The organism is Methanosarcina baikalica (genome assembly GCF_031461075.1).
GTDB lineage: Archaea > Halobacteriota > Methanosarcinia > Methanosarcinales > Methanosarcinaceae > Methanosarcina > Methanosarcina baikalica.
In genome coordinates this window covers 1-1,243 of sequence record NZ_JAVKPK010000150.1, presented here as the reverse complement: position 1 = coordinate 1,243, position 1,243 = coordinate 1, and the positions used below count along the sequence as shown (strand labels likewise).

The following is a 1,243-nucleotide window of genomic DNA, read 5'->3' as shown; positions in this document are numbered from 1 at the left end:
TAGCACGAATATAAGTGTTTTCTGTCATAGTATCTACCCAAATAAAATACTCAAATAAAAACTAAATTTTAAGATTTTAAAAGCTATAAAATCTAATAACATAAAATAGTTGTGATTTAATACAAAGTATGAAAATTATTTATAATTATAACAAGAATAGTTGTGCTGACTCGAACAGATCTCGCTGCAAGCTAGGGGTATTCGACTGAAGTAACAACTTTAACCCCAAAGAAAAGAAGACTTATCAAAATTCAAAAAATTCCCATAATACCTCAAAATCAATAATTAGAGATAGAGACCCAACATCAATAGAGAGAATTTGAATATCTATTATTGTCCAAAAAAGAACTCCTGATCGAACTTACATGTACACAGAATCAGATATTTTACATAAAAACTATCTCAAAGCTTAGAATTAAGTCTCCATATCTCGAATATGGAATTCTCAATTAATTTACTGATCAGGAAAATGGTTCTAAAACTCTTATTAATGTAGGAACAACGTAATTTTTGGGACGACTCTACTTTATCATTATGTTAATCTGGTCTTTGTAACACTATTCCTTCAACGTTGTATTTTCTTTTAATGTAGTAATATTATAATATACGATAATGACACAATATAACATGAATACAAAGATAAGTGTTAAATATAAGTTAGGGGTATAAATAAGTGTCTACCCAACAGACAAAAACTGAAAAACGCCTCCTAAATCTGTTAATTGAACTTGCAACTCCGAAACTCTTCCTCTGTAAGTGCAGGCAGATGAAGAGTTTCATGTGCAAGCAAATCACAAGTAAGGGCCAGTCTTTCTGGCCAATGTAGAGAACTTCTATTTGCCCTGATTTTTTGTGAGAAGTAACTTCGAATTTAGCATGAAAGTACATGAGGATATCTTCCTCATGTGCTCTCTTGATCCTTTTTCCCTATAATTGCGAATATTCCGCTAATTCTTTTAATCCGTTCATCAACCGAGAAAATCTCAGTTTCAACAATCTTCTTTTTTTGAATTTCTCCCTTTTTATATATCCTGTTTCATCTTCATACATCTCGTCATTTATAATTAGGTGCCAGATAATTGTGGCAATTTTCCTTGCTAGGGCAATGATTGCCTTTGCATGTCCAATCGACTTCTTTTTCCTGTTAAAATACTCTTTTAACCTGCTATTTTTCTTTCTTGCTTCTGCATTAGCAATCTGTGTCAGAATCCACCTGGCTACTTTTGATCCTTTCTTTCTGATC

At 31.9% G+C, this 1,243-nt stretch carries 1 pseudogene; it reads right to left on the bottom strand.

The window, feature by feature from the left end:
• Positions 1–901: 901 nt before the first annotated feature.
• Positions 902–1,243 (bottom strand): annotated as a pseudogene (locus RG963_RS16465) (IS110 family transposase); the annotation flags it as partial.